The 21,120-nt window shown below is 66.8% G+C and carries 19 protein-coding genes and 1 pseudogene; 4 read left to right on the top strand and 16 right to left on the bottom strand.

Annotation, left to right across the window (positions count from 1 at the left end):
• Positions 1–170 precede the first annotated feature (170 nt).
• Positions 171–986, top strand: coding sequence for a posphoenolpyruvate synthetase regulatory kinase/phosphorylase PpsR (gene ppsR, locus EX20_RS26835; RefSeq protein ID WP_011885129.1), 816 nt, complete (start codon positions 171–173; stop codon positions 984–986).
• A 112-nt stretch (positions 987–1,098) separates the two neighbouring features.
• Here the strand turns inward: ppsR and EX20_RS26830 are convergent, their stop codons facing one another.
• From EX20_RS26830 to rpsB, 16 genes are all read right to left on the bottom strand, one after another.
• Positions 1,099–1,881, bottom strand: a complete 783-nt coding sequence (locus EX20_RS26830) for a TrmH family RNA methyltransferase (RefSeq protein ID WP_034195314.1) — start codon at positions 1,879–1,881, stop codon at positions 1,099–1,101.
• Positions 1,878–2,528 (bottom strand): ribonuclease HII, encoded by a 651-nt coding sequence (rnhB, locus tag EX20_RS26825; protein WP_011885131.1) that lies wholly within the window; start codon positions 2,526–2,528, stop codon positions 1,878–1,880. Before rnhB ends, EX20_RS26830 begins: the two co-directional genes overlap by 4 nt.
• Positions 2,525–3,694, bottom strand: coding sequence for a lipid-A-disaccharide synthase (gene lpxB, locus EX20_RS26820; protein ID WP_011885132.1), 1,170 nt, complete (start codon positions 3,692–3,694; stop codon positions 2,525–2,527). Before lpxB ends, rnhB begins: the two co-directional genes overlap by 4 nt.
• A gap of 3 nt (positions 3,695–3,697) precedes the next feature.
• Positions 3,698–4,486 carry an acyl-ACP--UDP-N-acetylglucosamine O-acyltransferase gene (gene lpxA, locus EX20_RS26815; protein ID WP_011885133.1) on the bottom strand — a complete coding sequence of 263 codons (789 nt, stop codon included), beginning with the start codon at positions 4,484–4,486 and terminating at the stop codon, positions 3,698–3,700.
• Positions 4,487–4,553: 67 nt separating this feature from the next.
• Complete coding sequence (gene fabZ, locus EX20_RS26810) at positions 4,554–5,021, bottom strand: 3-hydroxyacyl-ACP dehydratase FabZ (RefSeq protein ID WP_006495559.1); 468 nt, start codon at positions 5,019–5,021, stop codon at positions 4,554–4,556.
• 126 nt (positions 5,022–5,147) lie between these two features.
• Entirely contained in the window at positions 5,148–6,272 is a 1,125-nt protein-coding gene (lpxD, locus tag EX20_RS26805) for a UDP-3-O-(3-hydroxymyristoyl)glucosamine N-acyltransferase (RefSeq protein WP_034195313.1), read from the bottom strand.
• 16 nt (positions 6,273–6,288) lie between these two features.
• Entirely contained in the window at positions 6,289–6,816 is a 528-nt protein-coding gene (locus EX20_RS26800; RefSeq protein WP_011885135.1) for an OmpH/Skp family outer membrane protein, read from the bottom strand.
• 34 nt (positions 6,817–6,850) lie between these two features.
• A complete protein-coding gene (gene bamA, locus EX20_RS26795; protein WP_011885136.1) occupies positions 6,851–9,157 on the bottom strand; it encodes an outer membrane protein assembly factor BamA in 2,307 nt (768 codons plus the stop codon).
• A 64-nt stretch (positions 9,158–9,221) separates the two neighbouring features.
• The gene (gene rseP / locus EX20_RS26790; RefSeq protein WP_034195312.1) at positions 9,222–10,595 is read right to left on the bottom strand and encodes an RIP metalloprotease RseP; all 1,374 of its coding nucleotides are present in this window, start codon (positions 10,593–10,595) and stop codon (positions 9,222–9,224) included.
• A gap of 11 nt (positions 10,596–10,606) precedes the next feature.
• Entirely contained in the window at positions 10,607–11,803 is a 1,197-nt protein-coding gene (locus tag EX20_RS26785) for a 1-deoxy-D-xylulose-5-phosphate reductoisomerase (protein ID WP_011885138.1), read from the bottom strand.
• A 15-nt stretch (positions 11,804–11,818) separates the two neighbouring features.
• On the bottom strand, positions 11,819–12,640 hold the full coding sequence (locus tag EX20_RS26780) for a phosphatidate cytidylyltransferase (RefSeq protein ID WP_014723217.1): 822 nt from the start codon (positions 12,638–12,640) through the stop codon (positions 11,819–11,821).
• Positions 12,634–13,416, bottom strand: a complete 783-nt coding sequence (gene uppS / locus EX20_RS26775; protein WP_011885140.1) for a polyprenyl diphosphate synthase — start codon at positions 13,414–13,416, stop codon at positions 12,634–12,636. The genes EX20_RS26780 and uppS overlap by 7 nt, the downstream gene beginning before the upstream one ends.
• A gap of 49 nt (positions 13,417–13,465) precedes the next feature.
• Complete coding sequence (gene frr, locus EX20_RS26770) at positions 13,466–14,026, bottom strand: ribosome recycling factor (protein ID WP_011885141.1); 561 nt, start codon at positions 14,024–14,026, stop codon at positions 13,466–13,468.
• A 102-nt stretch (positions 14,027–14,128) separates the two neighbouring features.
• Positions 14,129–14,842, bottom strand: a complete 714-nt coding sequence (pyrH, locus tag EX20_RS26765; protein ID WP_011885142.1) for a UMP kinase — start codon at positions 14,840–14,842, stop codon at positions 14,129–14,131.
• Positions 14,843–14,998: 156 nt separating this feature from the next.
• Positions 14,999–15,880 (bottom strand): translation elongation factor Ts, encoded by an 882-nt coding sequence (gene tsf, locus EX20_RS26760; RefSeq protein ID WP_034195311.1) that lies wholly within the window; start codon positions 15,878–15,880, stop codon positions 14,999–15,001.
• Positions 15,881–16,042: 162 nt separating this feature from the next.
• A complete protein-coding gene (gene rpsB / locus EX20_RS26755; protein WP_011885144.1) occupies positions 16,043–16,783 on the bottom strand; it encodes a 30S ribosomal protein S2 in 741 nt (246 codons plus the stop codon).
• Between the two features lie 377 nt (positions 16,784–17,160).
• On the opposite strand from rpsB, the gene map reads away from it, so the two are divergent.
• The 3 genes and pseudogenes from map to EX20_RS32665 form a co-directional block, all read left to right on the top strand.
• Positions 17,161–17,976: a type I methionyl aminopeptidase gene (map, locus tag EX20_RS26750; RefSeq protein ID WP_034195310.1), complete on the top strand. Its 816-nt coding sequence runs from the start codon at positions 17,161–17,163 to the stop codon at positions 17,974–17,976.
• Positions 17,977–18,027: 51 nt separating this feature from the next.
• Entirely contained in the window at positions 18,028–20,607 is a 2,580-nt protein-coding gene (locus EX20_RS26745) for a [protein-PII] uridylyltransferase (RefSeq protein WP_011885147.1), read from the top strand.
• Positions 20,608–20,623: 16 nt separating this feature from the next.
• Positions 20,624–21,120, top strand: a pseudogene (locus EX20_RS32665) (pseudouridine synthase); the annotation flags it as partial.

Genomic DNA, 21,120 nt, shown 5'->3' with positions numbered 1-21,120 from the left:
TCGCGGCAAGCGCCGGGCGCCCTGCGCGCACCGCCCCGCAATTGCTTATCCAACAGGTTGCCGCTATTCTACCGTGCCGGCTGCCGGATGTGGCGCGACCTTGTCACCGCGTGTGGAGGCGAACCTCCAGCCGCCCGCGCAACCGCCCTTCACGCTCGACGCCCAGATTCATGCTGCCTACCGTTTTCATCGTCTCCGACGGCACCGGGATCACTGCCGAAACCTTCGCGCATTCGATCCTGTCCCAGTTCGACCAGAAATTCCGCCTCGTGCGCGTGCCGTTCGTCGACTCGCTCGAAAAGGCCTATTCGACCGTCGAGAAAATCAACGAAGCGGCCGTGCACGACGGCCGTCGCGCGATCGTGTTCACCACGCTCGTCGACAGCGTGTCGAACGACATCGTCAAGCGCTCGAACGCGCTCGTGCTCGACATGTTCCAGCGCTTCGTCGAGCCGCTCGAGCAGGAGCTCGAGCTGAAGTCGAGCCACGCGATGGGGCGCGGCCACCAGAACGCAGATACCGAGGAATACAAGACGCGGATCGAGGCGATCAACTTCTCGCTCGCGCACGACGACGGCCAGTCGAACCGCAACCTGTCCGAAGCCGACGTGATCCTGGTCGGCGTGTCGCGCAGCGGCAAGACGCCGACGAGCCTGTATCTCGCGATGCAGTACGGCGTGAAGGCGGCGAACTATCCGCTGATTCCGGAAGACTTCGAGCGCGGCAAGCTGCCGTCGGCGCTGACGCAGCATCGCGAAAAGCTGTTCGGCCTGTCGATCGACCCGCAGCGTCTGTCGGAGATCCGCAACGAGCGCCGCCCGGGCAGCAAGTACGCGGCGCCGGAGAACTGCCGTTACGAGATCAACGAATCGGAGGCGATGATGCGCCGCGAAGGGATCAAGTGGCTGTCGTCGACGCACAAGTCGATCGAGGAAATCGCGACGACGATCCTGCAGGAAATCCGCCTGGAGCGGCAGTCGTACTGACGTGCGCTGCATCGGCGGCGCTCACGCCGCCGCCAGAAAGCAAAAAGCCGCGTTCAACGCGGCTTTTTGCTGGGCGCTGCGCGCCGACGACCTGGCGCGCGGCGCGCGCGTCTCATTTGCGCCGCTGCTGCCGCACCTGCTCGAACAGACACACGGCCGCCGCCGCCGCGACGTTGAGCGACTCCATCCCGCCCGGCTGCGGGATCGTCACGCGATGGGTGGCCGCATCGCGCCAGAAGGCCGACACGCCCGCCCCCTCGTTGCCGAACACCCATGCGACGGGGCCGGACAGGTCGCAGTCGTAGACGGCCTGCGCGCCGTGCGAATCGGTCAGCGCGACCGGAACGTCGAGACGCTCGGCGAGCGCGTCCGGCTCGACGTCCTCGTGAATCGACAACAGGAAGTGGGCGCCCATGCCCGAGCGCAGCACCTTCGACGACCACGCATACGCGGTGCCCGGCGCACAGAACACGTGGCGCACGCCGGCCGCCGCCGCGCTGCGCAGGATCGAGCCGACGTTGCCGGCGTCCTGCACGCCGTCGAGCACGACCGACGTATCGGTGACGCGCGCCGGCAACGGCTGCGCCGGCCGCTCGACGAGCAGCAGCAGGCCGACGCCGCTGACCACGTTCGACAGCTGACCGAACAGCGCGTCGGGCAGCGTGACGACCCGCGGCGCGTCGATGCGCGCGACGATCGCCCGCGCTTCGGCATGCGCGAGCGCGCCTTCGGTCGCGACACACAGCTCGGGGATCGCGCCCGTGTCGAGATAGGCGCCGGCCAGATGGAAACCTTCGAGCAGCGCGTGGCCGCCGCGGCGCTGCTGCGCCGTCGAACCCGCGAGCGCCTTCAGCCGCTTGTACAGCGGGTTGTCGCGTGAGGTGATGCTTTTCATCGAATCAGGTCGAGCGCCGCGCGCACGGGTGCGAACGAGCGCCGATGCGCTTCGCACGGCCCATGCTCGCGCAGCGCGGCAAGATGTTTCGCGGTGCCGTAGCCGGCGTGCACGTCGAAGCCGTACACCGGATGGCGGGCATGCAGCTCGACGAGCATCCGGTCGCGCGTGACTTTCGCGAGGATCGACGCCGCCGAGATGCTCGGCACGAGCGCGTCGCCGCTGACGATCGCCTCGGCGCGCACCATCAGCGTCGGGCAACGGTTGCCGTCGATCTGCGCGAGCGTCGGCATGAGCGACAGGCCTTCGACCGCGCGCTTCATCGCGAGCATCGTCGCATGCAGGATGTTCAGCGTATCGATCTCGTCGACGCTGGCCGACGCGACGCAATATGCGCGCGAACGCGCGACGATCAGGTCGTACAGCGCGTCGCGCTTTTTCGCGGACAGCGCCTTCGAATCGTCGAGGCCTTCGATCGGCTGCGCGGGATCGAGGATCACCGCGGCGGCGACCACCGGGCCCGCGAGCGGGCCGCGCCCGGCTTCGTCGACGCCGCAGACGATGTCGTCGGGCCGGCTGAAATCGAAGCCGCGCTGGTCGAGCGGCACGCGGCCGCGCGCTGCACGTGGTGCGCGAGTGGCGGTCATGCGCGCCCCTTGCGTTGCTCGAGCACCCGCACGACCGCTTCGGCCGCCTTCGCGGCCGTGTTCTGCCGCAGCGACAGGTGCATTTCGGTGAACACTTCGGTCAGCGTGCGGCGGTTCGCGTCGTCGCGCAACTGCGTGAGCGTCGCGTCGGCGAGCGCCTCGGGCGTCGCGAAGTGCTGCAGCAGCTCCGGCACGACGAAGCGCCCGGCCAGGATGTTCGGCAGGCCGACGTACGGCAGGTAGCCCTGGCGGCGCATGATCTGGCCGGTCAGCCAGGGCACCTTGTACGAGATCACCATCGGCTTCTTCAGCAGCGCGGCTTCCAGCGTGACGGTGCCGCTCTTCACGAGGATCGCGTCGGCGGCCGTCATCGCGACCTGCGAGCGGCCGTCGGTGATCGTCAACGCGAGTTGCGGATGCGCGGCGACGAGCGGTTGCAGCAGTTCGCGCAGCGCGGGCGTCGCCGCCGGCATCACGAAGCGCACGCCCGGCTCGCGCTCCTGCATCAGCGCCATCGCCGCGAAGAACGTCGGGCCGATCAGCGCGATCTCCGAGCGGCGACTGCCCGGCAGCACCGCGATCACCGGGCCGTCGGCCGGCAGGCCGAGCGCGATGCGCGCGCCGTGCGTGTCGGGCTCGAGCGGGATCTCGTCGGCGAGCGGATGGCCCACGTACGTCGACGCGACGCCCGCCTTGTCGAGGATCGCCGGTTCGAACGGGAACAGGCACAGCATGTGGTCAACCGACTTCGCGATCTTCTTGATCCGCCCGCCGCGCCACGCCCAGATCGACGGGCACACGAAGTGGATCGACGGAATGCCCGCGTCGCGCGCGGCCTGTTCCACGTTGAAGTTGAAGTCGGGTGCATCGACGCCGATGAATGCGTCGGGCCGCTCGGCGAGCAGCTGGCGCTTCAGTTCGCCGCGAATGCGCAGAATCTCGGGGATCTGGCCCAGCGCCTCGACGTAACCGCGCACCGTCAGCTTGTCCATCTGCCAGTGCGAGTCGAAGCCGTGCGCGAGCATGCGCTGCCCGCCGATCCCATAATAGTGGGTCGACGCCGGCAGTCGCGCCTGCAGCCCGCCGAGCAGCGACGCCGCGAGCAGGTCGCCCGACGGCTCGCCGGCCACCATGGCGAGCCGCAGCTGATTGGTCGGCAGCGGCATCGGTTAGCGGATGATGCCGCGTTGCGACGCGTCGACGAACGCGACGAGCGCGGCCACCGGCGCATCGCCGTCGCCGCCGGCGCTCGCGAGCTCGCGCAGCTGTACCTTGGCCTCGTCGAGCGACAGGCCGTTCTTGTACAGCAGGCGGTACGCGCTGCGCAGCGCAGAGATCGCGTCCGGCGAGAAACCGCGCCGGCGCAGGCCTTCGACGTTGATGCCGTGCGGCTCGGCCTTGTTGCCTGCAGCGATCACGAACGGCGGCACGTCCTGCACGAGCGCCGACGCGCCGCCGAGCATCGAGTGCGCGCCGATGCGCACGAACTGATGCACGCCCGACATCCCGCCGATGATCGCAAAGTCGCCGATCTCGACGTGACCGGCCATCTGCGCGTTGCTCGACAGGATCACGTTGTTGCCGACCCGGCAGTCGTGGCCGATATGCACGTACGCCATGATCCAGTTGTCGTCGCCGAGCGTCGTCACGCCGGCGTCCTGCACGGTGCCGGTGTGGATCGTCGTGAATTCGCGGATCGTGTTGCGGTTGCCGATCACGAGCCTGGTCGGCTCGTTCTTGTACTTCATGTCCTGCGGACGGCCGCCGACCGACGCGTAATGGCCGATGCGGTTGTCTTCGCCGAGCGTCGTGTGACCTTCGATCACGCTGTGCGAGCCGATCGTGGTGCGCGCGCCGATCGTCACATGCGGCCCGACGATCGCGTACGGCCCGATCTCGACCGACTCGTCGATCTGCGCGCCCGGTTCGACGATCGCGGTAGGATGAATCCTGGTCATGCGCCGTTGCCTCTCGTTATGATGTGTCGCGTTGCCCGCGTCATGTTGCTCATGCGTGCCGCGTCGCTCAGGGCGCCGCGTCGGCCGTCTTGACCGTGCACATCAGTTCGGCTTCCGCCGCCACCTTGCCGTCCACTTCGGCCACCGCCTTGAACTTCCAGATGCCGCGGATGTATCGTTCGAACGTCACGTTCAGGATCAGCTGGTCGCCCGGCTCGACCACGCGCTTGAAGCGCGCGCCGTCGATGCCGACGAAGTAGTACAGCGTGTTCTCCGGATCCTTCGGCTGCTCTTCCGCGAAGGTCAGCAGCGCGGCCGCCTGCGCGAGCGCCTCGAGGATCAGCACACCCGGCATCACCGGCCGCTTCGGGAAATGTCCCTGAAAGAACGGCTCGTTGATCGACACGTTCTTCAGCGCTTTGATCCCCTTGTGCGGCTCGAGTTCGAGCACGCGGTCGACCAGCAGAATCGGGTAGCGATGCGGCAGCAGCGTGAGGATCTTGTGGATGTCGAGATTGATTTTTTCAGTGCTCATGATGGTTCGTCTCACGCAGAGGCTGCGCGGTGGTGATGCAAAGGCTGATGCGGGCCGTCGTGCGGCCCGGTCCGGCTAACCGGGCGGATGCGCTGGCCGTGCCCGGTTGGTGGTCTCGCATGGTGATCAGGCGTCCGTGCCGCCCTGGGCGGCCAGCGCGGTTTCGAGCGCCTTGATGCGGTCGCGCAGTTTGTCGAGGTTGCGTACGAGCGCGGCGCTGCGGTTCCATTCGCCGTGGTCGACGGCCGGGAACGCACTCGTGTAGATGCCGGCCTTCGGCAGCGATTTCGATACGCCCGACTTCGCGGTGATGATCACGTAGTCGCCGAGCGTCACGTGGCCGGCGATCCCGGCCGCGCCGCCGATCATGCAATGGCGGCCGATCGTCGTGCTGCCGGCGATCCCGGCGCTGCCCGCGATGACCGTATATGCGCCGATCCGGCAGTTGTGACCGATCTGCACCTGGTTGTCGATCTTCACGCACGCTTCGATGACGGTATCGGCCATCGCGCCGCGATCGATCGTCGTGTTCGCGCCGATCTCGACGTCCGGGCCGATCGACACGCCGCCGACCTGCGGGATCTTGACCCAGCTGCCGGTGCGCGCGTCGCCGTCGCCGACGAAATCCGGCGCGAAGCCGAAGCCGTCCGAGCCGATCACCGCGCCCGCATGAATGATCGCACGCGGCCCGATCTTGCAGCCGTGGTACACCGCTGCGTTCGGATACAGGTGCGAGCCCGCGCCAATCGTCGTGCCGCGGCCGACGAACACGCCGGCGTCGAGCTGCACGTCATCGGCGATCACCGCACCGGCCTCGATCGTCACGTGCGGGCCAATCACCGCGCTCGCGGCGACCTGCGCGGACGGGTCGATCGTCGCGCTCGGATGCACGCCGGCCGCGCGCGGCGGCGTGGCCAGATCGATGAACATCTGCGCGACGCGCGCGAAGTACGCGTACGGATTCGCCGTCACGATGAAGTTGCTGGGGCCGGCCGTCCGGGGGCCGGCCATCCGGGGGCCGGATGTCGGAGATCCGTCGGCCGCGCCAAGCTTTTCGAGGTCCTTGGGCGCGATCAGCACCGCGCCGGCGCCGCTCGTCTCGACCTGCGACAGGTACTTCGGATTCGCGAGAAACGCGAGCTGCTGAGGGCCGGCCTGGTCGAGCGGCGCGAGGCCGCTGACCTTGCACTGGGCGTCGCCGACGATCTCGCCGCCGAACCGCTTTACGAGTGCCTCGAGCGTCAATGCCATTCGTCGTCTGCTCCGTTCAGTTCGTCGAGCCGGACGCGAGCGCCTTGAGCACCTTGTCGGTGATGTCGATGCGCGGGCTGACGTACACGGCTTCCTGCACGATCAGGTCGTAATTCTGCTGCTCCGCGATCTGCTTGATGACCTTGTTCGCGCGCTCGAGCACCGCCGCGAGCTCCTCGTTGCGGCGCTGGTTCAGATCTTCGCGGAACTCACGCTGCTTGCGCTGGAAGTCGGTGTCGAGCTGCGCGAGATCGCGCTGCTTCTGCGCGCGATCGGCCGCCGACAACGACGCACCGTTCTTGTCCAGCGAATCGGACATCGACTTCAGACGCGCCGCCAGGTCCTGCAGATCCTTGTCGCGCTTCGCGAACTCGGCTTCGAGCTTCGTCTGCGCCGCCTTCGCGGGCGCCGACTCGCGCAGGATCCGATCCGAATTGACCGCCGCGATGCGGGCGACGTCCTGAGCGTGTGCCGTCGCCGCGCCCAAGGCCAGCGCAATGGTCAACGCCCCGATCACTCGTTTCGAAAACTTACCGGTTAGCAAAATTACCCTCTCGTTGCTGTTGTCATGCGTTCGATCAGAACGCCGTCCCGATCTGGAACTGGAATTTCTGGTACTGGTCGCCCTCGTGCTTCTGCAGCGGGAAACCGAGGCTCAGCTTCAGCGGGCCGATCGGCGAGATCCACGCGAGGCCCACACCATAGCCGTAACGCAGACCGTTCGCGCCGGTACTCGTGCCGCCCGGCGCGTTGCCCCACACGTTGCCGCCGTCGATGAACGTGAACACGCGCAGCGTGCGATCGTAGCCGGTGCCCGGCAGCGGGAACGTCAGTTCGATGTTGCCGACCAGCATCTTCGAGCCGCCGATCGGGTCGTTCGTCTTGGTGTCGCGCGGGCCCAGCGAGCTCGGCTCGTAGCCACGCACGGAGCCGATACCGCCCGCGTAGTAGTTCTTGAAGATCGGGTACGGGTTGCCGATACCGTTGCCGTAGCCGCCCTGCAGGTTCAGGCCCAGGATGAAGCCGCGCGAGAACGAGTAGTAATACTGCGCCTGCAGGTCGGCCTTGTAGTACTGGATCTTGCCGACCGGCACGCCGTACTCGACGTTCGCCTGCGTGAAGTAGCCGCGGCTCGGGATCAGCGCGCTGTCGCGCGCGTCGCGCGACCACGCGACCGTCAGCGGCACGGTGTTCGACACGCGGCCGAACTCGTTCACGTAATCCTGGTAGCTCTGCGGCGTGTTCGAATCGACGTCGAGACGGTTCTGCTCGAAGCCCGCGCCGAAATAGACGGTATCGACTTCCGAGAACGGAATGCCGAACTTCAGGTTGCCGCCCGCGCTGATGATGCGGAAGCTCGAGCTCGTCGAGTAGTACAGCGGCTGGTACGTGCGGTAGTAGACGTCGGTGATCCGCTTGATGCCGTCGACCGTGAAGTACGGGTCGACCTGCGTGACGGTCAGCGTGCGGTAGCTCTTCGCGGTGTTGACGTTCACCGACAGGCTCGTGCCCGAGCCGAACACGTTGTCCTGCGACACGCCGGCCGACAGCACGACCTTGTCCGTCGACGAGAAGCCCGCGCCCAGCGTGATCGCGCCGGTCGGCTTTTCGTCGACCTTCACGTTCACGTCGACCTGGTCGTTCGTGCCTTCGACCGGCACCGTCGTCACGTCGACGTTGGTGAAGTAGCCGAGACGGTTCACGCGGTCCTTCGACAGCGCGAGACGGTTCGAATCGAACCACGAGCTTTCGAGCTGGCGCATTTCGCGGCGCACGACTTCGTCGCGCGTGCGCGTGTTGCCGACCACGTTGATGCGGCGCACGTACACGCGGCGGCTCGGATCGACGACGAGGTTCAGGTTCACCTTGTGGTTCGCCTGATCGATGTCCGGCTGCGCGTTGACCGTCGCGAATGCGTAGCCGTATTCGCCGAGCTTGTCGACGATCGACTTGGTCGTCTGCTGCAGCTTCTCGGCCGAGAAACGATCGCCCGGCTTGATCTTGATCAGCTTGGTGAGTTCGGCTTCGCGATCGAGCAGGTTGCCCGACAGCTTGATGCCCGACACCGTGTACGGCTGGCCTTCATGCAGCGTGACCGTCAGGTACATGTCCTTCTTGTCGGGCGAGATCGACACCTGGGTCGACTCGATGTTGAACTCGAGGTAGCCGCGGTTCAGGTAGTACGAGCGCACGGCTTCGAGGTCGCCGGTCAGCTTTTCTTTCGAGTACAGGTCGTTCTTCGTGTACCACGAGAACCAGTTCGGCGTGGACAGCTGCATCTCGTCGCGCAGCGTGCTGGTGCTGAACGCCTTGTTGCCGATGAAGTTGATCTGGCGGATCTTCGCGCTCGGGCCTTCGGCGACCGCGAACAGGATCGACACGCGGTTCGCGTCGACCGGCGTGATCGTCGTCTTGACCTCGGCCGCGTAGAAGCCGCGCGTGAGGTACTGGCGCTTGAGCTCCTGCTCCGCCTTGTCGACGAGCGCCTTGTCGTAGTAGCGGCCGTCGGCCAGACCCACCGCGCGCAGCGCCTTGGTCAGGTTGTCCTTGTCGAATTCCTTCGTGCCGGTGAAGTCGATCGACGCGATGGCCGGACGCTCCTGCACCTGCACGATCACGACGTTGCCTTGCGTGGCGACGCGCACGTCGTTGAAGAAGCCCGTCGCGTACAGCGCGCGGATTGCTTCGGATGCCTTGTCGTCGGTGAAGGTATCGCCCTGCTTGATCGGCAGGTACGCGAATACCGAACCGGGTTCGACGCGCTGCAAACCCTCGATCTTGATGTCTTGCACCACGAACGGTGCCGCTGCATGCGCCGCGAGGCCGTGCGCGGCGAGCGCGGCCGCTGCAACTGTCTTAGGTACAAAGCGATGAGGTTTGAACAACGTGCATCCCCAATATTTAGCTGCATCAAATCAGGCGGCGACCGACCGGCCGCCGCCTGACGCTTCAGAAATGGATTAACCGAGCCAGGTCGTTGAACAATGCGATCGCCGACAATGCGACGATGCAGATCAGCCCGGCTCTTTGCAGAATCAGCTGCCAGCGCTCCGAGACGGCTTTCCCGGTCGCGGCTTCAACCAGATAATATAACAGATGCCCCCCGTCCAAAACGGGAATCGGCAGCAAGTTCAGCACCCCGAGGCTAATGCTGACAAGGGCGAGGAACGATACGAAGGCCGACGGACCGAGCCGCGCGCTCTTGCCCGCATAGTCGGCGATCGTCACCGGGCCGGACAGATTCTTCAGCGATGCGTTGCCCGTGATCATCCGCCCGAACATCTTCAGCGAATAGACGGCGATGTCCCACGTGCGGTGCGCACCGAGCCGAACGCTGTCGAGCGGCCCGTAGCGCACGTCGACCGACGGCGTGTGCATCGACAGCGCCGCGCCGATGCGGCCGACCTGCTGGCCCGTCTCGTCGTCGCGCTGCAGCTGCGGCACGATCGCTACCGTCTGCGTCGTACCGCCGCGCCCGACCTGCAGGTCGACCGCCCGGCCGGCGTGATGCTTCACCGCGTCGATGAAGCGCGACGCGCCGCCGATCGGCTGGCCGTCGAGCGCCAGCAGCTTGTCGCCGGCCTTCAGCCCCGCCCGCTCGGCCGCGCTGCCGGGCTGCACCGACGCGATCGACAGCGTGCCGCCGCCGGCCTCGAAGCCGAGGCGCGCCATGAAATCGTCATCGATGTCGCTCTCGGGGATATTGCGCAGATCGACGCGGAAGTCGAACGTCGCCGCGCCGCCGTCGCGCGCGCCGAGCACGACCTCGCGATGGTCGAATGCGGCGGACAGCAGCTTCCAGCGCAAGTCGGACCACGAGCGCACCGGCACGGCGGCGCCGCCGTCGGCGTCGCGGATCGACACGATGGTCTCGCTGCCGTCGAAGCCCGCGCGGGCCGCGACCGTGCCGGCGGCCGGCGGCGCGACCAGCGCGGCCGGCTCGGTCACGCCGGTGGCGAATACCGCCGAAAACAGCACGATTGCCAACAGGAAGTTCGCGATCGGCCCGGCGGCGACGATCGCGATGCGCTTGAACACCGATTGGCGGTTGAACGCCTGGTCGAGCTCGTCCGGATTGATGCCGGGGCCCGGTTCGCGCTCGTCGAGCATCTTCACGTAGCCGCCGAGCGGCAACGCGGAGAGCGTCCACTCGGTGCCCGTGCGCGGGCTCACCCAGCGCGCGATGGGCTGGCCGAAGCCGATCGAGAAACGCAGCACCTTCACGCCGCACCAGCGCGCGACGCGATAATGTCCGTACTCATGCACGACGACCAGCACCCCGATCGCCACCGCAAACGCGACCAGTTCGACCAGCACGTTCATGAGCACCTCATTCAGACGATACGCTCCACGCGAGGCGCAGGCGCTTTTGCAATGAACCCGGCGGCAAGACGGCGCGCGTCGGCATCGGCCGCCAGGACGTCGTCGAGCCCGTTCGGGCTGCGGTTCGGCAGTGCGTTGAGCACCGCGTCGACCGTCGCCGCGATCGCCATGAAGCCGATCCGGCGCTCGAGAAACGCTTCGACCGCGACTTCGTTCGCCGCGTTCAATGCGGCGCTCGCGATCCCGCCCTCTTCAAGCGCCTTCAGCGCGAGCGCGAGACACGGGAAGCGTGCGTAATCCGGCTTCTCGAACGACAGCTGCGCGATCTGCGCGAGGTCGAGCTGATCGACGCCGGCGTCGACGCGCTCCGGGAACGCGAGCGCGTGCGCGATCGGCGTACGCATGTCGGGGTTGCCGAGCTGCGCGAGCACCGACCCGTCGCGATACGACACCAGCGAATGGATCACGCTCTGCGGGTGGATCAGCACGTCGATCCGCTCGCCCGGCAGACCGAAGATCCAGTGCGCCTCGATCACCTCGAGGCCCTTGTTCATCATCGTCGCCGAATCGACGGAGATCTTGCGGCCCATCACCCAGTTCGGATGCTTGCACGCCTCGTCCGGCGTCACGTCGGCGAGCGTGGCCGGCTCGCGCGTGCGGAACGGGCCGCCCGACGCCGTCAGGATGATCTTCGAGATGCCGCCGTGCTCGTTCTCGTCGCGCGGCATGCACTGGAAGATCGCGTTGTGCTCGCTGTCGACCGGCAGCAGGATCGCGCCATGGTCGCGCACCGCGTCCATGAAGATCCCGCCCGACATCACCAGCGATTCCTTGTTCGCGAGCAGGATGCGCTTGCCCGCGCGCGCGGCCGCGAGGCTCGGCGCGAGGCCGGCCGCGCCGACGATCGCCGCGACGACCGTGTCGCAGCCGTCGCTCGCCGACACGTCGACGAGCGCCTGCGGACCATACAGCACCGTGGTCTTGCTGCCCGCGGCGCGCAGCTTTGCTTCGACGTGCGCGGCGGTCGCCGCGTCGCCGACCACCGCGACTTCCGGCGCGAAGCGCAGGCATTGCTCGACGAGCTTGTCGCCGTTGCGATGCGCGGTCAGCGCGTACACCGAAAAACGCTCGGGATGGCGGGCGACCACGTCGAGCGTGCTGTCTCCGATCGAGCCCGTGGAACCGAGCAGTGTCAGACGTTTTTGCATAACAGAGATAGTGGATTAACCAAGCAGCAGCATTGCGAGCGGCAGCACCGGCAGCAGCGCGTCGACGCGATCGAGCACGCCGCCGTGACCGGGCAGCAGCCCGCTGGAGTCTTTCACGCCGGCCTGGCGCTTGAGCAGCGACTCGAACAGATCGCCGATCACGCTGTAGACGACGAGCAACGTCAGCGCGGCCCACGCACCGGGCATCCCGTAATGCGTGGCGAATGCGGAAAACAGGGTCGGCTCGAACCAGTGCGCGGCCATCGCGGCGCCCGCGACGACCATCACGGCGAGCCAGCCGCCGATCGCGCCCTCCCAGCTTTTACCGGGACTGATCGTGATTGCGAGCTTACGCTTGCCGAACGCCTTGCCTGCGAAGTATGCGCCGATATCGGCGAGCCAGACGACCAGCAGCAGCGACAGCACGAACGGCACGCCCTGCGCACGTGCGGCGACGAGCGCGTGCCAGCAGGCCGCGAACACCACGAAGCCGGCCGCGAGCAGGAACGGCCGCCACACAGCGCCCGCGAGCAGCGGCTTGCGCCGCAGCGCGAACGGGCCGACCAGCAGCCAGAACACGCCGGCTGCCATGAAAAGAGGACGGGACGAAGCCGCGCCGACGCCGAGCGGCACGGTCGCCGCGAGCGCGAGCGCGGCGGCGAGCGCATAGACGACGGCGCCGGTCGCGCCGAGCTTCAGCAGCCGCGCCCATTCCCACGCGGCGAACACGAGCACGACGCCGATCAGCGCGCCGAAGCCGGCCAGCGGCGCGAACAGCGTCACCGGCAGCAGCACTGCCAGCATCACGACCGCCGTGATCACACGGGTCTTCAGCATGAAAGGGAATCGGCGTTTTGCGATTGCGGCTCGAGCTGGGCGCTGGTGCGCCCGAAACGGCGCTCGCGCTCGGTATACGACGCGATCGCATCGGCCAGCGCCGCGCCGTCGAAGTCCGGCCAGTATTTGTCGGTGAAGTAGAACTCGGCGTACGCGAGCTGCCACAGCAGGAAATTGCTGACGCGCTGCTCGCCGCCGGTGCGGATGAAGAGATCGGGCTCCGGCGCATAGGCCATCGCCAGGTGTGGCGCGAACGCTTCCTCGGTCACGTCGACCTCGCGGCCTTCGCGCACGGCCTGGGCGACGAGCTTCTTGGTCGCCTGCAGGATGTCCCAGCGGCCGCCGTAGTTCGCGGCGATCGTCAGCGTCAGGCGCGTGTTGCGCGCGGTCTTGGTTTCGGCGCGGCGGATCAGGTCGCGGATGCGCGGCTCGAAGCGATCGAGATCGCCGACCACCCGCAGGCGGATGCCGTTCGCATGCAGCTTGCCGATTTCGCGTTCGAGCGCGGTGATGAACAGCCGCATCAGGAACGACACTTCGTCGTTCGGGCGCCGCCAGTTCTCCGAACTGAACGCGAACAGCGTCAGATATTGGACGCCGGCGCGCGCACAGCCTTCGACCACCGACCGCACGGCGTCCACGCCGCGGGTGTGCCCGGCGACGCGCGGCAAGCGGCGTTCGGTTGCCCAACGGCCGTTGCCGTCCATGATGATCGCGATATGACGCGGCACGGCGCCGACGTCAGGCACGCGAACGGTAGAGCTGGTATAGGTCATGGCCGTTGAGACAGTAAGGCGGAATGAAGGCGGCGCGCGAGGACGGTCGTCAGACCGTCATGATCTCGGCTTCCTTGGTCTGCACGAGCTTGTCGACCTCGGCAACGTGCTTGTCCGTCAGCTTCTGCACGTCGTCGCTGGCACGACGCTCGTCGTCTTCCGAGATTTCCTTGTCCTTCACGAGCTTCTTGAGCGCTTCGTTCGCGTCGCGACGCAGGTTGCGGATCGCAACCTTCGCCGTCTCGCCTTCGCTCTTGACCACCTTGGTCAGCTCGCGGCGGCGCTCTTCGGTCAGCGCGGGCATCGGCACGCGGATCAGATCGCCGGACGTGGCGGGATTCAGGCCGAGATCGGCTTCGCGGATGGCCTTCTCGACCTTCGCGACCATGTTCTTTTCCCACGGCTGCACGCCGATCGTGCGTGCGTCGACGAGCGTCAGGTTCGCAACCTGCGAGATCGGCACCATCGAACCGTAGTAATCGACCTGCACGTGATCGAGCAGACCGGTGTGCGCACGGCCCGTGCGGATCTTTGCCAGATCGTTCTTGAACGCTTCGATCGAGCGCTGCATTTTCTGCTCTACGCCCTTCTTGACATCAGCGACACTCATTTCAACCTCCGAACCTTCCAACCTTCAAAGAACGCGGGCGGCGCCCGGCGCGTCACGCGCCTCGGCCGGCTGCCCACGCCGCTTGCCCGCATCCGCGGGAGTTTACACGTGGACGAGCGTACCTTCGTCCTCGCCCAGCACGATACGCTTGAGCGCACCCGGCTTGTTTATCGAAAACACGCGAATCGGCAGCTTCTGGTCGCGGCACAGCGCGAAGGCCGTCGCGTCCATCACCTGCAGATTGCGGCTGATCGCCTCGTCGAAGCTGATCGTCGTGTAGCGCGTGGCCGACGGATCCTTCTTCGGATCGGCAGAATATACGCCATCCACCTTGGTCGCCTTCAGCACCACCTCGGCGCCGACTTCCGAGCCGCGCAGCGCGGCGGCCGTGTCCGTCGTGAAGAACGGGTTGCCGGTGCCGGCCGCGAAGATCACGACCTTGCCTTCCTCGAGCTGACGGATCGCACGGGGCCGGATGTAGGGCTCGACGACCTGGTCCATCCGCAGCGCCGACTGCACGCGCGCGACGATGCCGGCGTGGCGCATCGCGTCCTGCAGCGCCAGCGCGTTCATCATCGTCGCCAGCATCCCCATGTAGTCGGCCGTCGCACGGTCCATGCCGGCCGCGCCGCCCGCGACACCGCGGAAAATGTTACCGCCGCCGATCACGACGGCCAGCTGCGTACCGAGACCCACGACTTCGGCGATATCCGCCACCATCCGCTCGATCGTCGCGCGATTGATGCCGAAGGCATCGTCGCCCATCAGCGCTTCGCCGGAGAGTTTGAGGAGGACGCGTTTATAGGCATTGGACATAGGGGCTTCCGAGCGACGAGAGGATGACAACCACGAACTGTAGGGGCGAAATACTGATTCGGGCAAGCGCCGACGACCGGACCGGGGTTCCCGGCCGGCCGGCGGCGGCGCCGGCCGCGGCGGAGCGGACGCCCGCCGCGGATACTGCCTGACTGCTTACTGCTGCTTTGCTGCTGCGACTTGCGCGGCCACTTCGGCGGCGAAGTCGTCCTGACGCTTCTCGATGCCTTCGCCGACGACGAACAGCGCGAACTTCTGCACTGCCGCATCCGCCGCCTTCAGCATCTGCTCGATCGTCTGCTTGTCGTTCTTCACGAACGTCTGGTTCAGCAGCGACACTTCCTTCAGGTACTTCTGGACGCTGCCGTCGACCATCTTCGCGACGATTTCGGCCGGCTTGCCCGATTCGGCAGCCTTCTGCTCGGCCACGCGGCGTTCCGTGTCGATCAGTTCAGCCGGGACGTCGGCTGCCGACAGGGCGACCGGCTTCATTGCCGCGATGTGCATCGCGACGTCCTTGCCGACCTGCTCTTCAGCACCCGTGTACTCGACGATCACGCCGATGCGCGCGCCGTGCAGGTACGTGGCGATCTTGTTCGCGGTTTCGAAGCGGACGAAACGGCGGATCGAGACGTTTTCGCCGATCTTGCCGATCAGCGCCAGACGGACTGCGTCGACCGTCGAGCCGTCGAGCGGCAGGGCCGACAGCGCAGCCACGTCGACCGGGTTTTGCGTCGCGACGAGTTCTGCAACCGTCTTCGAGAATGCGAGGAAGTCGTCGTTCTTCGCGACGAAGTCGGTTTCGCAGTTCAGCTCGACCAGCGCGCCGGCATTGCCGCCGACGAACGATGCGACGACGCCTTCGGCCGTCACGCGCGATGCGGCCTTGCTCGCCTTGTTGCCGAGCTTGACGCGCAGCAGCTCTTCGGCCTTGGCCAGATCGCCGTCGGCTTCCGTCAGCGCCTTCTTGCACTCCATCATCGGTGCATCGGTCTTTGCGCGCAGTTCTGCCACCATGCTTGCGGTAATTGCCGCCATCATTCGCTCCTTGAGTCTGTATTCACCACACCGCCCGCTTGGACGCGAACGGCCGAATTTCGTTTCCGGACCCGCGCCGTTTCGGCGCGATCAGATCCGGCGCACAAGCTTAAAAAAAGGGGGCCTGTTGAGAGCCCCCTTTTTGCGCCGGCTCGGGGCCAGTTACGCGTTTTCCTCGACGTATTCGTCGTCGCCGCGCACGGCCTGGACCACTTCGTTGACCGCGTTCGCACGGCCTTCGAGGATCGCGTCGGCCACGCCTTGCGCGTACAGCGCAACGGCCTTGCTCGAGTCGTCGTTACCCGGGATCACGTAGTCCACACCTTCCGGCGAGTGGTTCGTGTCGACCACGGCGATGACCGGCACGCCCAGCTTGTTCGCTTCGGTGACGGCAATCTTGTGGTAGCCGACGTCGATCACGAAGATCGCGTCCGGAATGCCGCCCATGTCCTTCACGCCGCCGATCGACTTTTGCAGCTTGGCGATTTCGCGTTCGAACAGCAGCGCTTCCTTCTTGCTCATCTTTTCGGTTTCACCCGCTTCGACGGCCGCTTCCATGTCCTTCAGGCGCTTGATCGACACCTTCAGCGTCTTGAAGTTGGTCATCATGCCGCCGAGCCAGCGCGCGTTGACGTACGGCATGCCCGCACGTTGCGCTTCCTGGGCGATCGTGTCACGCGACTGGCGCTTCGTGCCGACGAACAGGATCGTGCCGCGGTTCGCTGCCAGCTGGCGCACGTACTTCTGTGCGTCCGTGAACATCGGCAGCGTCTTTTCGAGGTTGATGATGTGAATCTTGTTGCGGTGACCGAAAATGAACGGAGCCATCTTCGGGTTCCAGAAGCGCGTCTGGTGACCGAAGTGGACACCTGCTTCCAGCATTTGGCGCATCGTGACTGCCATGTAAATTCTCCACGAGGGTTGGGTCTTAAGCCGGCTGCCGTACCGCCGCGCGAGCGCCCCGAAGGACCGCCATTCCGCGCGGCCGGCACCCTGGTTGCGCCGGCTTGCGATTCGGCACGTGCGAATGCGCGTGCCGCAAGTCCTTCATCTCGATGCCACCCCAAGAAGCGGGCAACGTTCGGCATTTGGATGTCGACTTAGCCAAAGAGTATAGCATGCCGATTTGTCGCCTCTCAAGTCGCGCACCACTTTCGCTTGCCGTGCGCCTGCCGGCCGAACAATCGGCGAAAACCCGCACGCGCCCGATCGGCAGGGGCTGCGACCGCAGCCATAAGGTGCGATAATCCGTCAATTCACCGCATTCCAGGCATACCTCGATGGCTATTACGCTCAAAAACGAACACGACATCGCGCAGATGCGTGTCGCCTGCCGTCTCGCGAGCGAAGTGCTCGACTTCATCACGCCGCACGTCGTCGCGGGCGTCACGACCGCCGAGCTCGATCGGCTCTGTCACGAATTCATGCTGAACAAGCAGGGCACCGTCCCCGCGCCGCTCAACTATCAGCCGCCCGGCTATCCGCCGTACCCGAAGGCCACCTGCATTTCCGTCAACGACGTGATCTGCCACGGCATTCCCGGCGAGAAGGTGCTGAAGAACGGCGACGCGCTGAACATCGACATCACCGTGATCAAGAACGGCTACTTCGGCGACACCAGCCGGATGTTCATCGTCGGCGAGGGCTCGATCCTCGCGAAGCGCCTGGTGCAGACGACCTACGAGTGCATGTGGCTCGGCATCGACCAGGTCAAGCCCGGCGCCCACCTCGGCGACATCGGCCACGCGATCCAGAAGCATGCGGAAGCACAGGGCTACAGCGTCGTGCGCGAATACTGCGGCCACGGCATCGGCACGGTGTTCCACGAAGATCCGCAGGTCGTCCACTACGGCCGGCCGGGCACCGGCATCGAGCTGAAGGCCGGGATGATCTTCACGATCGAGCCGATGATCAACGCCGGCAAGCGCGACATCCGCACGATGCCCGACCAGTGGACGGTCAAGACGCGCGATCGCAGCCTGTCCGCGCAATGGGAGCACACGGTGCTCGTGACCGACACCGGCTACGAAGTGCTGACCGTGTCGGCCGGCACGCCGGCGCGCCCCGTGTTCGCGCAACCGGCCGCCGCGGTCTGAGCGCCGCCGCGCCGCCCGCCCCACCCAGCTTTCTCATCTAAACGGCCGCCCATGAGCGCTCACGCCGCCCCCTCGCCCGAAGCGCTGTCGCGGCGCGCCGAATTCAAGGCCGCCAAGGCCGACCTGCTCGAGCGCTTTCGCAGCGCGACCAACGTCACGTCGCTGATGCACGCGCTGTCGAAACTCACCGACAGCGCACTGAAACGCGTATGGGACGACTGCGGGCTGCCCGCGACGCTCGCGCTGGTCGCCGTCGGCGGCTACGGGCGCGGCGAACTCGCGCCCCACTCCGACGTCGACATCCTCGTCCTGCTGCCCGATGCGCACGATCCGGCGCTCGATGCGCGCATCGAGCGCTTCATCGGGATGGCGTGGGATCTCGGCCTCGAGATCGGCAGCAGCGTACGGACGGTCGCGCAATGTATCGAAGAGGCGTCGCAGGACGTCACCGTGCAGACCTCGCTGCTCGAGGCGCGCCGCATCTTCGGCAGCACCGCGTTGTTCGAGCGCTTCACCGTTCGCTATCACGAAGAGGCGCTCGATGCGCGCGCCTTCTTCACCGCGAAGGTGCTCGAGATGCGTCAGCGCCACGCGAAGTTCCAGGACACGCCGTACAGCCTCGAACCGAACGTGAAGGAAAGCCCCGGCGGGCTGCGCGACCTGCAGACCATCCTCTGGATCGCACGCGCGGCAGGCTTCGGCAGCAGCTGGCGCGAGCTCGACACGCGCGGCCTCATCACCGAGCGCGAGGCGCGCGAGCTGCGCCGCAACGAAGGGTTCCTGAAGGCGCTGCGCGCGCGGCTGCACGTGATCGCCGGCCGCCGTCAGGACGTGCTCGTGTTCGACCTGCAGACGCAGGCTGCCGAGAGCTTCGGCTATCGGCCGACGCAGGCCAAGCGCGCGAGCGAGCAGCTGATGCGCCGCTACTACTGGGCGGCGAAGGCCGTCACGCAGCTCGCGACGATCCTGATCCAGAACATCGAGGCGCAGCTGTTCCCCGCGACGAGCGGCATCACGCGCGTGCTGTCGCACGATCGCTTCGTCGAGAAGCAAGGCATGCTCGAGATCGTCGACGACGGCGTGTTCGAGCGCCATCCCGACGCGATCCTCGAAGCGTTCCTGCTGTACGAGACGACGCGCGGCGTGAAGGGCCTGTCGGCCCGCACGCTGCGCGCGCTGTACAACTCGCGCGAAATCATGAACGACACGTGGCGGCGCGATGCGCAGAACCGCCACACGTTCATGCAGATCCTGCAGCAGCCCGAAGGCATCACGCATGCGTTCCGGCTGATGAACCAGACCAGCGTGCTCGGCCGCTATCTGCTGAATTTTCGCCGCATCGTCGGCCAGATGCAGCACGACCTGTATCACGTGTACACGGTCGACCAGCACATCCTCATGGTGTTGCGCAACATCCGCCGCTTCGCGGTGGCCGAGCATGCGCACGAATATCCGTTCTGCAGCCAGCTGATCGGCAATTTCGAGCGCCCGTGGGTGCTCTACGTCGCGGCGCTGTTCCACGACATCGCGAAGGGCCGCGGCGGCGATCACTCGACGCTCGGCATGGCCGACGCGCGACGCTTCTGCCGCGAACACGGCATCGGCGGCGACGATGCGGCGCTGATCGTGTGGCTGGTCCAGCATCACCTGACGATGAGCCAGGTCGCGCAGAAGCAGGACACGAGCGACCCGGAGGTGATCAAGCGCTTCGCCGCGATCGTCGGCAACGAACGCTACCTGACCGCGCTCTATCTGCTGACCGTTGCCGATATCCGCGGCACCAGCCCGAAGGTGTGGAACACCTGGAAGGGCAAGCTGCTCGAGGATCTGTACCGCATCACGCTCGCGGTGCTCGGCGGCGCGAAGCCCGATGCGCATTCGGAACTGAAGTCGCGCCAGGAGCAGGCGCTCGCGCTGCTGCGCCTCGAGACCGTGCCCGACGACGCGCATCGCGCGCTGTGGGATCAGCTCGACGTCGGCTTCTTCCTGCGTCACGACGCAGCCGACATCGCGTGGCAGACGCGCGTGCTGTACCGCCACGTGAACGCCGAGACCGCGATCGTGCGGGCGCGGCCGTCGCCGATCGGCGACGCGCTGCAGGTGCTCGTGTACGTGAAGGACCGCCCCGACCTGTTCGCGGGCATCTGCGCGTATTTCGACCGCAACGGGCTGTCGGTGCTCGATGCCCGCGTCAGCACGACGCGGCACGGCTACGCGCTCGACAACTTCATCGTCACGCAGACCGAGCGCGACGTGCGCTACCGCGACATCGCGAATCTCGTCGAACAGCAGCTCGCGACGCGGCTCGCCGAAACCGCGCCGCTGCCGGAGCCGTCGAAGGGCCGCCTGTCGCGACTGTCCCGCACTTTTCCGATCACGCCGCGCGTCGACCTGCGGGCCGACGAGCGCGGCCAGTACTACATCCTGTCCGTGTCCGCGAACGACCGGCCGGGCCTTCTCTATTCGATCGCGCGCGTGCTGGCCGAGCATCGGGTCGGCGTCCATGCGGCGCGGATCAATACGCTCGGCGAACGCGTCGAGGACATCTTCCTGCTCGATGGTGCCGGCCTGTCCGACAACCGCCTGCAGATCCAGCTTGAAACCGAATTGCTGCGCGCGATCGCAGTCTGAATGAATCCCAGCGTTTATGCGCACCAAATTGACCGTCAAGAATCCGCGGCCGGCGTCGCCGACCCGCGCACCCGTCCGCTCCGGCAGCCTCGTCGCCCGCAAGGCCGTGCGCCCCGCCGCGCCGGCCCCCGGCGACAAGCCGCCGCGTGCGCAGAAGCCCGCCGCGGCCGGCGCCGGCAAGCGTGCCGCCGAGTCGCGCGACGCGCAACGGCCGGGCGCGGATCGCGCGCCGGCGAAGCGCGCGCCGCGTGACGCCGGCGCAGCGCGCGGCGACGCGCGGCCGTACCGCAGCGCCGACGGCAAGCCGGAGGCGCGGCCGCGCCGTGCAGGCGCCGAAGGCGGTGCGCGTGCGCCGTATCGCGACAAGGATGCCGGCGAAGGCGCGAAGCGCAGCTTCGGCGAACGTCGTGCGACCGGCGACCGTCCGGCGCGTCCCGCACGCGATGACGATCGCCCGCGCCGCGCAGGTGGCGAAGGCGGCGCACGCGCGCCGTATCGCGACAAGGCAGCCGG

This window comes from Burkholderia sp. WP42 (assembly GCF_000745665.1).
Classification (GTDB): domain Bacteria; phylum Pseudomonadota; class Gammaproteobacteria; order Burkholderiales; family Burkholderiaceae; genus Burkholderia; species Burkholderia vietnamiensis.
Note: the sequence above shows the minus strand (reverse complement) of the source record. Positions and strands in the feature narration are given on the sequence as shown.

What these genes read in the sequence shown, in the direction of transcription:
- tsf (WP_034195311.1), bottom strand. Translation starts at nt 15,880, where the DNA reads ATGGCGGCAATTACCGCAAGCATGGTGGCAGAACTGCGCGCAAAGACC.
- map (WP_034195310.1), top strand. Translation starts at nt 17,161, where the DNA reads ATGGCTATTACGCTCAAAAACGAACACGACATCGCGCAGATGCGTGTC.
- ppsR (WP_011885129.1), top strand. Translation starts at nt 171, where the DNA reads ATGCTGCCTACCGTTTTCATCGTCTCCGACGGCACCGGGATCACTGCC.
- lpxB (WP_011885132.1), bottom strand. Translation starts at nt 3,694, where the DNA reads ATGCCGCTGCCGACCAATCAGCTGCGGCTCGCCATGGTGGCCGGCGAG.
- EX20_RS26785 (WP_011885138.1), bottom strand. Translation starts at nt 11,803, where the DNA reads ATGCAAAAACGTCTGACACTGCTCGGTTCCACGGGCTCGATCGGAGAC.
- fabZ (WP_006495559.1), bottom strand. Translation starts at nt 5,021, where the DNA reads ATGAGCACTGAAAAAATCAATCTCGACATCCACAAGATCCTCACGCTG.
- rpsB (WP_011885144.1), bottom strand. Translation starts at nt 16,783, where the DNA reads ATGGCAGTCACGATGCGCCAAATGCTGGAAGCAGGTGTCCACTTCGGT.
- lpxD (WP_034195313.1), bottom strand. Translation starts at nt 6,272, where the DNA reads ATGGCATTGACGCTCGAGGCACTCGTAAAGCGGTTCGGCGGCGAGATC.
- lpxA (WP_011885133.1), bottom strand. Translation starts at nt 4,486, where the DNA reads ATGACCAGGATTCATCCTACCGCGATCGTCGAACCGGGCGCGCAGATC.
- rseP (WP_034195312.1), bottom strand. Translation starts at nt 10,595, where the DNA reads ATGAACGTGCTGGTCGAACTGGTCGCGTTTGCGGTGGCGATCGGGGTG.
- frr (WP_011885141.1), bottom strand. Translation starts at nt 14,026, where the DNA reads ATGAGTGTCGCTGATGTCAAGAAGGGCGTAGAGCAGAAAATGCAGCGC.
- uppS (WP_011885140.1), bottom strand. Translation starts at nt 13,416, where the DNA reads ATGACCTATACCAGCTCTACCGTTCGCGTGCCTGACGTCGGCGCCGTG.
- EX20_RS26745 (WP_011885147.1), top strand. Translation starts at nt 18,028, where the DNA reads ATGAGCGCTCACGCCGCCCCCTCGCCCGAAGCGCTGTCGCGGCGCGCC.
- rnhB (WP_011885131.1), bottom strand. Translation starts at nt 2,528, where the DNA reads ATGACCGCCACTCGCGCACCACGTGCAGCGCGCGGCCGCGTGCCGCTC.
- EX20_RS26780 (WP_014723217.1), bottom strand. Translation starts at nt 12,640, where the DNA reads ATGCTGAAGACCCGTGTGATCACGGCGGTCGTGATGCTGGCAGTGCTG.
- pyrH (WP_011885142.1), bottom strand. Translation starts at nt 14,842, where the DNA reads ATGTCCAATGCCTATAAACGCGTCCTCCTCAAACTCTCCGGCGAAGCG.
- EX20_RS26830 (WP_034195314.1), bottom strand. Translation starts at nt 1,881, where the DNA reads ATGAAAAGCATCACCTCACGCGACAACCCGCTGTACAAGCGGCTGAAG.